Raw genomic sequence first — 10,798 nt, forward strand, 5'->3', positions numbered from 1 at the left:
TTCCTTTGATTTTATGTACCGAACGTTCGGTACGCTGCTACTGTACCGAACGTTCGGTAGAATTGTCAATAAGGTCAAAAATCTCTTCTTCCGTAGTTTCAAAACCTATAGTTTCAAAACCTATGTCTAAATCAGCCACATCCAAACAAAATCATGTGTTAGAGCTGCTTGACCTGTTTCGGCAGTTTGGCTACGACGGGGCAACACTTTCAAAAATTTCTCAATCTACAGGTCTAGGGAAGGCGAGTCTTTACCACCACTTTCCGGGCGGCAAAGATGAAATGGTAGAAACAGTGTTGACGACACTAGAACAAGGGCTACAGCAAATTACTTTAGAAGCGCTGCAAACTGAAGGAGATGCGCTGACGCGGCTGCAAAAGATGTGCGATCGCCTCAACAAAGCCTATGACAGTGGACAAAAGCCCTGTTTGCTGGCAGCTTTGATGTTGGGATCAGCCAAAGATATGTTTCAGGGTAGAGTCAGCAAGCTTCTGCAAGTATGGATTGAGGCGATCGCTGCTGTTCTAATTGATGCTGGAATGGACGAGACAGTGGCTCGGCAACGAGGAGAAGATGGGGTCATCCTGGTTCAAGGAGCACTTATCCTAGCGCAAGGGTTAGAAGACCCGGCTCCATTCCGACGGATTATCCAACAGCTACCTGAAACGCTTTGCCGACCCGCATAAACCTGAAGTTTCTAAATATGGGTAAGATCAAAAGGGTGAGTGAGGCGATCGCTCTGCCCTAGTGATAGGTTAGTGAGGATAGGTGGAACTGAAGCAGGGGACACTACAGTCAACCACATGAAACGGGATAGCCCGACAGCGCGCCCTCTGCTTTGCATCTTATGGATACCTATGCTTGTACAGGTGCTTGTACAGGCTCACTCTTGGGCTATTTAGGATAATCGTTTGTTTCGAATCGAAAACTCATTGTTGCGAATCATAACGTTAATTATATTTCTCTTCGATTTATTGCTTATTGATTATCCCAATAATTGTCCGTGTGTTATCCCAATAATTGTCCATGTGTTATTTGTTTGCAATACCCGCAGTACATCAGAAGAACACCCACACATTTTGATAGGAAATTAGTATGAGCAGCGGAAGCGGATGCCCATTTACGGGCGGCGGTCAGAAATCTCAGCCTCGTCATATGCCGTCAAACCGGGACTGGTGGCCGCATTATTTGAATCTGAGTATCCTCCACCAGCACACCCCCCAAGCAAATCCTATGGGTGAGGAATTCAACTATGCTGAGGAGTTCAAGAGGCTTGACTTAGCTGCCCTGAGGGCAGATATCTATGAGTTGATGACCACCTCCCAGGACTGGTGGCCAGCCGACTACGGCCATTACGGACCGCTCTTCATCCGGATGGCTTGGCACAGTGCCGGCACGTATCGTACTGGCGACGGTCGCGGCGGCGCGGGCTCGGGTAGCCAGCGGTTTGAGCCCCTCAACAGTTGGCCTGACAATGCCAACCTTGACAAGGCGCGCATGTTGCTTTGGCCAGTCAAGCAGAAATACGGCAAGAAGATCTCGTGGGCCGACCTTATGATCTTCGCTGGCAATTGCGCACTTGAGTCAATGGGTTTCAAGACGTTAGGCTTTGCTGGTGGGCGCGTGGATGTCTGGCAGCCAGAGGAAGATATCTACTGGGGTTCTGAGAAAGCCTGGCTCGGTAATGAGCGTTACGAAGGCGATCGCGTGCTCCTGAATCCTCTTGCCGCCGTTCAGATGGGACTGATCTACGTCAACCCAGAAGGTCCAGACGGTGAGCCTGATCCGATCGGATCAGGGCGTGATATTCGCGAGACCTTTAGTCGGATGGCGATGAACGACGAGGAAACAGTCGCGCTCACCGCTGGTGGGCATACCTTTGGCAAGTGTCACGGTGCGGGCGAAGCGACACACGTAGGTCCTGATCCAGGGGGGGCTACCGTCATCGATCAGGGACTCGGTTGGAAGAACGCCTTTAACACGGGTGTTGGTGTCGATGCGATCACCAGCGGCATCGAAGGCGCATGGACCCCCACGCCGACGCAGTGGGACAACAGCTATCTCGAAACCCTGTTCAAATATGACTGGGAGTTGACGAAGAGCCCCGCTGGTGCGTGGCAATGGAAGCCCAAGGGCGACGAGGGTGCAGGTACGGTGCCCGACGCACACGATCCGTCGAAACGTCACGCCCCCATGATGACTACAGCGGACATGTCCATGAAGATGGACCCCATCTACAACCAGATTGCGCAGCGTTATCGCGACAACCCAGATGAGTTCGCAGAGCAGTTTGCCAAGGCGTGGTTCAAGCTAACTCACCGCGACATGGGACCGCGATCGCGCTATCTCGGACCAGAGGTTCCTCAGGAAGAGTTCTTGTGGCAAGATCCCATTCCCGCAGTCGATCATGACTTAATTGATGAGCAGGACATCGCCGCTCTCAAAGCCAAGATTCTTGCTTCGGGACTGTCTGTCTCCCAACTGGTTTCAACCGCTTGGGCGTCGGCCTCAACGTTCCGCTGCTCCGACATGCGCGGTGGCGCGAATGGGGCACATATTCGCCTCGCGCCGCAAAAGGATTGGGAAGTCAACCAGCCAGACCAGTTAGCAACGGTGCTGCAAGCCCTGGAAGGAATCCAACAGGAGTTCAACAGCTCGCAGTCTGGCGGGAAGCGGGTTTCGATCGCTGACCTGATCGTTCTGGGCGGCTGCGCAGGCATTGAGCAAGCAGCAAAGAACGCTGGTCACGAGGTTACGGTTCCCTTTAAGCCGGGACGCACGGATGCGCTGCAAGAGAAAACGGATGTTGAGTCCTTCGGGGTGCTTGAGCCAACTGCGGATGGGTTCCGCAACTACACGAGCGGCAAACACAGCGAATCGCTCGAAGAGCTGTTGGTCGATCGGGCGCAGTTGCTGAGCCTAACAGCCCCTCAGATGACGGCTCTCCTGGGCGGCTTGCGCGTCTTGGGCGCAAACTTTGGCGGGTACAAGCACGGCGTCTTCACCCACCGACCAGAGACGCTGACAAATGACTTCTTCGTCAATCTGCTCGACCTGGGCACCACGTGGAAGGCGACCTCTGAAGCTGAATATGAGTTTGAGGGGAGCGATCGCAAAACCGGCGAACAAAAGTGGACCGCTACCCGTGTTGACCTCATCTTCGGCTCAAACTCCCAGCTCCGAGCCCTTGCAGAAGTCTATGGAGCGGTGGACTCGCAGCAGAAGTTTGTGAAAGACTTTGTGGCGGCATGGGACAAGGTGATGAACCTTGACCGTTATGATCTTCGCGCAGTCCAAGCGACAAGCTCTGCGAGAGGTTTCTGAGCGTAACGTCAGCCAGTCATCAGTGATTATAGGTTGAGGCTACGCTAACCTGCGACAATCCTGAACGCGGGTAGAAGCGAGAGACAACAATGAGAGCGGCGTTTCAACTTGTCTTGAAATGCCGCTCTCTGCTTTAAACCCTGCGTCAAAGTATTTATAGTCCCAACGAACGGACGCTGGTTATATCGCAAAAACTTCTAGAGATAAGCGATCGCTGCCGATCTCATCTTCTCAAACACTGACTCCAAAGAGCGTTTCGATAGACTTTACTACAGATCCACCGTCCCCTTGAGTGCAAAGCAGGAGTTTCTGCTCAAGCCGTTCGCAGCCGTTCAATGTCCCGCATTGGTGGCGCACCAAACATCCGGGAATATTCACGACTAAATTGCGAAGTACTCTCATATCCAACTCGATAAGCAGCCTGAGTTGCATCGATCGCCTCACCAAGCATCATCTGACGCGCTGTTAACAGTCTCAGATGTTTTTGATATTGCAGAGGACTCATTGAGGTGACTGTCTTGAAGTGGCGATGGAACGAGGCAGCAGACATGTTCGCCTGTTCAGCTAACTCCTCAACTCGCAGTGGTTTGGTAAACTCTGCTTTGATTTGTCTGATCACTTCCGCAATGCGTTGCATATTACTGCCAGAGGTGGCAATTTGACGAACCGCTTCACCTTGTTTATCGGTGAGTAGACGGTAATAGATTTCGCGGACAATCATCGGAGCGAGAAACGGAATATCCTGCGGTGTATCTAACAACGTTGCTAACCGAATGGCGCAATCAATCAAGGACGGGCCGGCATCACTAACGCACCATCCTCTCACAGAGTTTTCTTGCTTATCGATATCTGGATTCGTTTGAGCAATAATCTCACAGAGTTGGACGGGGTCTAGCTTTAGCTTCAAGCCGAGATAAGGTTGATCGGGTGTCGCTTCTATCATGCAGACGCTCAGCGGCAAGTCCACCGACATCACCAAATATTGAGCAACACCATACTGAAAGACTTCGTCATTGAGCGATAACTTTTTTTCACCCTGCACCACGATAGCAAACAGTGGTTCACTAACATCCTGTATAGTTTTGGAATTATCACAACGCACAAACACTAAGGGATCGATCGCGGTTGGATAATAGCCGCTTCTCTCACTGCTCGTGTGCCGATCAACTAATGCCGCCAATTCTGCACATTTGGCGATCGCCAAGCGCTGCTGCGCTAGCAAAGCCTCCCTACTAGGAGAAGCGCCGATCGCAGCTTCATGGTTTAGTGTCTTGACCGTCATGCTGATTTCCTGACTGATGGAACACTTTTCATGGGTTCATTATAGAGAATGTTTTCTCTAACTAACGCCCTACTTGAGAGGATTAGGCAATCATTTGCAAGGACTATGTATTTAGGCAAAAGCGGATTCAGCCTACGATAAACCTGTCCGTGAAAAAGCAAAAAGCGTTTATTCTTCAAGCTGCTAACTAGTAGGTGAAGCTAAATCTTAACGGCAATTATCACCCTTTCATTTAGGAGAGATAGTCTCATGACAACTAACGAAAATACCCAAAAAGTTGTGCTGATTACAGGCGCGAGTAGCGGTATTGGTGAAGCTACTGCTAGATTACTTGCTCGTGAGGGTTTACGGGTTGTATTAGGGGCACGACGCACCGATCGCCTCGAAGCGATCGCCTCCGAAATCCGTGAGAAAGGTGGCGTAGCAGAATATCACGCTCTGGACGTGACTAGCCTTGAGGAGATGCAAGCCTTTGTCGAGTTTGCCAAAGACAAGTTTGGTCGCCTTGATGTAATGGTGAACAATGCAGGCATAATGCCGCTTTCTAAGTTAGACGTGTTAAAGATCGACGAGTGGAATAGCATGATTGACGTAAACATTCGTGGTGTCCTTCACGGCATCGCTGCTGCCCTGCCGACCTTTAAGCAGCAACACTCTGGGCAGTTCGTGAATCTATCCTCGATCGGCGGACACAACGTATATCCGACAGCCGCCGTGTACTGTGCAACCAAGTTTGCAGTCTGGGCCATCTCTGAAGGACTGCGGCAAGAATCGACGGATATCCGGGTTACGGTGATCTCACCTGGAGTGACCCAATCTGAACTTCCCAACACTATCACCGATGCTGAAGCAGCACAGTGGGTAGAAGAATTTCGCGGGGCGATCATCCCAGCAGAGGCGATCGCCCGTGCCATTGCCTTTGCGATCGAGCAGCCCGCAGATGTAGATGTGAATGAAATCATCGTTCGACCGACCGGGCAGAGCAGCTAAGCACTAACTGATGTTAGAGTGTTGAAATCAATACCTCTTGGCTAAGTTGTTCGACTACCAGGCCCCTCCAGCACCGCCTCCATCACTACCGCCACAGCTACCACCATCACCACCGCCATAGGTATCAGTTCCATTGCCGCCATAGATGGTGCTGATATCTTTCCCAGTGCTGCGATAGTAGTTAATGCACTCCCGAAAGTTATCTTCGCTGATACCCTCAAAAGTGCTTCTAGGCGAACCTCTTAGCCAACCGAAGACGGCAACGCTACCACTTACAGCAAATAGGAGAGAAAAAGCTAACCAGGCTGGAAACGAGGTATGGCGAGAACCTTGCAAGACTTGAACCAGCGCTTGAACGCCAACTAAAATTCCACGGTCAAACCGCTCTAGCCTGAAAGATGACTGCATCTGTGCAATAATTCGCTGAACGCGGCTATTTGGCAACATTCCAATAGCTCTGATTCCAGTCCGAATTTCAATGCGGCGATCGCCCCTAGAAACCAGTAGCAAAACTCCAGGAACTTGAGCCGAGTGATCAATGTCCCAACGGTCAAATAAGCTGGCAGCAAATTGTTTTGAGGTAATATCTGCTGGAGTTTCTGTCACAGTTATAATCACCACCTCACTGCCCTTCTCAGTATTTAACTTTGAGACAAGCTGATTCAACTCTGCCTCTGTGTCAGGGCTAAGCATTTCAGCCATATCTGTTACCCTTCCATTAAACTGCTGGAGATTGGGTACGGCATCCAAAGAAACGGCCAGAGCAGTTGGCGTAAATAACATGAGTGATAGCAGCAAAAAAGCAATCCCAAAAATTCGCTTGAGCATTCATCGTTCTGCCAGCAACCTCATAGCTTGATCCTACTGGTTCTAAACAGACTTTGTCCTCCGTATCGATAGAATGCTTTGAAATGCGGCAAAACGGGTATCTCTATGAAATGGTCTCCAGCCTTCTGCGACTTTCTTCTAAAGCTTGCTGCTCTAACTCATTCCTTAAATCTGCCTTCAACAAAGCATCCATCGCCTCATAATACAAATCTTTATCATAAGAGATGAGAACGAGATCAACTCCTGCATTAATCGCTTTAACCGTTGCATTTCTCAACCCATCCTTACTGCGATAAACGGCTCCCATACTGAAATCGTCCGTAATCAAAATGCCATTATAATTCCAGTCATCTCTCAAAATTCCTGTCACCACTGGTTTAGAAAATGAAGTTGGGTGTTCAGGGTCTACCGCAACTAGTTTTGCATGACTCAGCATGGTAAGAGACTGAGTATCAGACATTAGTGTCCGAAAAGGTATCCAATCTTCACGGGCTAACTCCTCAACCGGAGTCTGAAGCTCTGCATCTTCAAGGTGAGTATCTGTCTCCACTCTTCCCAGTCCAGGAAAATGCTTTAAGGTACATCTCACACCATATTCTTCTAGAGTTTGGCAGTACCAGGAAGCTACCTTTGTGATAATGTTTGCATCTGTAGAAATTGCTCTTTGATAGATTTGTGAGAATTTATCGTTGGGGCTAATAACGCCTTTGTTTAAATCCACAACTGGCGCAAAGTTCAAATTAACTCCAACTTCGGCTAACTCGCTACCGTGAGTTTTTGCATAGTTCACAACTTCGTCTTTGCTTCGGTCAATGGCTGCGCTGTCAATCAGGCTTGAAAGTTGAGGTAGCAGCGTCAGCGGCGGAGACAATCGAGATACCATGCCTCCTTCCTGATCGGTAGCAATCCATAGAGGAGGCAATCCCTGACCTTGGCGAATTGTTTGTAAGGTCTGAATCTCCTGCTTGATTTCGTCCTTTGTTTTGTTTTGCACATTACGAGCAGTGATAAAAACTCCCCCGATCGCCCGCTTAGAAACTAACTCTCTAACTTCATCAAAGTTCCTATACCCCACCACAAAATGCCGACCTAAATTCTCTAATCGGATAATTTCTGTGTTGAGTACGCTGTGTTTAATCCAGTTGAATCTGGCTTCTGTACCGGTTGCAATGAAAAAGCCAGAACTGGCGATCGCCACCACCAAAAACTGAATAATGAGTTTTGTTTTTGTTCTTTCTCCTTTCCAGGTAATGAGTTCAGAAGCAATAATTCCTAAACTGATGAAAAGAATTAACCCAAAAGTCCATCCTCTCAACCCCGCAGCAAAAGGAGTTCTGAAGATACAGGCAAATAATAAGGTGGCGATCACCAGAAGCAGCTTTAAACTTTTAAGCAGAAAAAACATGAAGACGAATCAACCAAAGATTGCTCTATTTTAGATACAACCTCCTGGATGCTCTTTCGCAATTCAACAGCGACCCATGGTAGGTATTTTTCCAAGCTCACCTCTTCACGAGATACTAAGTTTCCTATTCCACACGTTGGATTGAGGTAATTTTGGGGTCAATGATTTTTTGGCTGATGCCAGGAAATTTGACAGCGAGGCAGATTTTGTTGCCTGCACCAAAGATGTGAGTGACTTTGCCTTCTCCAAAGGCTTTGTGGATAATGCGATCGCCCACCGTCCAGTCATCCTCATGGGTGTTGGGCAAATCAGCGACTTTTTGCTTAATCTCGGCATTCGGCTGCGTCCAGCGCACAGGAATTGCCTTCGCACTATTTGAGAGCAGCATGTCACGAGGCAGCTCTGCCAAAAACAACGACGGACTGGCAGGTTCACGAGAGCCATACAGCCGTCGTTCACGGGCATGAGTGAGAAACAGCCGTTCCTTCGCACGAGTAATGCCCACATAGCAGAGACGGCGTTCTTCCTCAATCGCGGCAGGGTCTTCCAGAGAGCGGAAGTTGGGAAACAACCCCTGCTCCATGCCTACCAGGAAGACAACTGGAAACTCCAGTCCCTTAGAGGAATGTAACGTCATCAGCGAAACTTTGGACTGCTGCTCTTCCTGCAAGTTATCCAGGTCAGAAGCAAGTGAGGCATTTGCCAGAAAGGACGATAAGTTCGCGTCCTCGGTATCTTCTTCAAATTGCAGAACCGCATTGTAAAGTTCTAGAACGTTGCCCAAGCGCTCTTCTGCTTCGTCGGTGCCCTGAATCTTCAGGTCTTGCAAATAGCCAGAGTCATCTAAAATGCCCTGAACAATTTGGGAAGCAGGTAGAGAATCGGCTTTTTCCTGCCAGGATTGGATGACCTGAGCGAAGTTAAGCACGGATTTAGAAGACCGTCCTGCCAGAGTCTTCACGGAAGTCTCATCGCTGAGAATCTCCCACAGCGGTACATTTAACTCTCTGGAAGCAGTCTCAAGTCGGTCGATCGTGGATTTACCAATGCCGCGACGAGGGGTGTTGATGATGCGCTTCAGACTCACAGTGTCGGCAGGGTTGGCGATCGCCCTCAAATACGCCAACACATCCTTAATTTCCTTACGGTCGTAGAATCGCAGCCCACCCACGACCGTGTAGGGAATGCTGCGCTTGACTAGCGCATCCTCAAACGAGCGAGATTGAGCATTGGTGCGATAAAGAATGGCAAAACTGCCCCAGTTCAACTCTGGATTCTGGGACTCCATCTGCTGCATTTGACCAATTACAAACTCTGCTTCGGCAACTTCATCGTCAGCCCGAAAGCAAAAAATCGTTTCGCCAGCTCCCCGTGTTGGACGCAGTACTTTATCAATTCGCTCAGTGTTATTCTCAATCAGGTGGTTGGCAACTTGCAGAATGTTTTCAGTAGAGCGGTAGTTTTCCTCTAGCTTCACCATTGTGCGGGTGTCGTCATCGGGCAAGCCATCGCCAAAATCTTGTTGAAAGTCTAGCAGAATAGTGAAGTCCGCCATCCGAAAAGAATAGATTGACTGATCTGCATCACCTACCACAAAGATGGATCGGTAGTTCCAGTCATCAAACTTGCGCGAATCTGCACCGTTGGTCACCAGTAAGCTGATCAAGTTGTACTGGGTGCGGTTAGTATCCTGGTATTCGTCTACTAGAATGTGGCGAAATCGCTTGTGCCAGTATGCTAAAACCTGCTCATTCTGGCGGAAAAGCTGCACCGGAATCAAAATCAGGTCGTCAAAATCGAGAGCGTTGTTTTCAACCAGGGCACTCTGATACATAGAATAGACGTTGGCGATCGTGCGTCCCCGAAAGTTCGCTTGCTCCCGCTCCATATCAGCAGGCGACCAGCCCTGGTTTTTGGCATTGCTGATGGCATAGCGAACGGAACGCGGATCAAACTTCTTGTCATCCAGGTTGAGCTGGTTCACGACAATATCTTTGACCAGTCCTTGAGCATCCGATTCGTCAAAGATCGAGAAGTTTTTCTTCCAGCTTCGCCCCTGCGGGTCTTGATACTTGTCGATGTCAAACCGCAAAATCCGAGAGCAGAGGGCGTGAAAGGTGCCGATCCACAGTTCTTTGGTAATGGTTTTGTAGACGTGCGATCGCAGCTTTACCTGATCTCGCTCAGGCAGAGCTTCTAGAGGCTTGCCATACTTTGCCTGCGCCTCCCGGTCGGCAAACAGTTTCTCAATCCGTTCCTTCATCTCCCGTGCCGCCTTATTCGTGAAGGTAACGGCCAAGATATTTTCCGGGTCAACTCGATGCGTCTGCACTAGATTGGCGATTCGGTAAGTCAGTGCCCGCGTTTTGCCAGAACCTGCCCCTGCTACAACCAGCAGCGGACCGCAAAAATGTTCAACTGCTTGACGCTGAGATGGATTGAGATGACTGAGATAATCGATGGTTTGGGTCATGGATGGCTAGAGCGACAGTCAAGCGACTTAAAGAGAAGTTGCTTCTAGTCAAGAGTATCGTATTTATAAGCTTCATGGCGGAGGCAGGGCGATCGCATATCCGCCAGTATCTCCACAGCAGACAAGTACCAGCGCCTCCACGGAAATACTGAACGCTTTTGATTGACCCACAAATTCAAGGGAATTTTGTGGGCTAGTAGATGCAGTCCAATTTGTTGAATCGAACAAACCAAAAAGTCTATTAGGGCAAAGTCGTCAACACTTCAAATTGCTCACTTTAATTCACGTTAACCAACACAAATTTGCATTTTAGCAATACCAAATCAGCACAGATACCGAGAGTGAAAGATTCCTCTGTAAATTTACTTCATGAATGAAACTGCCCACAACTAGTTCCCCATTAGTTTCATCTTCTGTAAAAAAACGGATTGTGCGAATTACCAAGAGGGGATGGGTACTCTAATCAAAGCCTCAGTTTAAAGGTGTATCAGAGACG

The 10,798-nt window shown here is 49.2% G+C and carries 7 protein-coding genes; 3 read left to right on the plus strand and 4 right to left on the minus strand.

Annotation, left to right across the window (positions count from 1 at the left end):
- Positions 1–122: 122 nt before the first annotated feature.
- Both H6G00_RS15350 and katG read left to right on the plus strand, forming a co-directional pair.
- Positions 123–686 (plus strand): TetR/AcrR family transcriptional regulator, encoded by a 564-nt coding sequence (locus tag H6G00_RS15350; protein WP_190642341.1) that lies wholly within the window; start codon positions 123–125, stop codon positions 684–686.
- A 409-nt stretch (positions 687–1,095) separates the two neighbouring features.
- Positions 1,096–3,324 (plus strand): catalase/peroxidase HPI, encoded by a 2,229-nt coding sequence (gene katG, locus H6G00_RS15355; protein WP_190642342.1) that lies wholly within the window; start codon positions 1,096–1,098, stop codon positions 3,322–3,324.
- Positions 3,325–3,637: 313 nt separating this feature from the next.
- On the opposite strand, the gene H6G00_RS15360 is transcribed toward katG, so the two are convergent.
- Positions 3,638–4,606 carry an AraC family transcriptional regulator gene (locus H6G00_RS15360; protein ID WP_190642343.1) on the minus strand — a complete coding sequence of 323 codons (969 nt, stop codon included), beginning with the start codon at positions 4,604–4,606 and terminating at the stop codon, positions 3,638–3,640.
- 249 nt (positions 4,607–4,855) lie between these two features.
- On the opposite strand from H6G00_RS15360, the gene H6G00_RS15365 reads away from it, so the two are divergent.
- A complete protein-coding gene (locus H6G00_RS15365; RefSeq protein ID WP_190642344.1) occupies positions 4,856–5,596 on the plus strand; it encodes an SDR family oxidoreductase in 741 nt (246 codons plus the stop codon).
- A 54-nt stretch (positions 5,597–5,650) separates the two neighbouring features.
- On the opposite strand, the gene H6G00_RS15370 is transcribed toward H6G00_RS15365, so the two are convergent.
- The 3 genes from H6G00_RS15370 to pcrA form a co-directional block, all read right to left on the minus strand.
- Positions 5,651–6,424, minus strand: a complete 774-nt coding sequence (locus H6G00_RS15370; protein ID WP_190642345.1) for a TPM domain-containing protein — start codon at positions 6,422–6,424, stop codon at positions 5,651–5,653.
- A gap of 103 nt (positions 6,425–6,527) precedes the next feature.
- Entirely contained in the window at positions 6,528–7,829 is a 1,302-nt protein-coding gene (locus H6G00_RS15375; protein WP_190797426.1) for a glycoside hydrolase family 3 N-terminal domain-containing protein, read from the minus strand.
- 124 nt (positions 7,830–7,953) lie between these two features.
- Positions 7,954–10,302, minus strand: coding sequence for a DNA helicase PcrA (pcrA, locus tag H6G00_RS15380; protein ID WP_190797427.1), 2,349 nt, complete (start codon positions 10,300–10,302; stop codon positions 7,954–7,956).
- Positions 10,303–10,798 lie beyond the last annotated feature (496 nt).

Origin of the sequence: Leptolyngbya sp. FACHB-541, assembly GCF_014695875.1 — a bacterium.
Lineage (GTDB): Bacteria > Cyanobacteriota > Cyanobacteriia > Elainellales > Elainellaceae > JAAUTN01.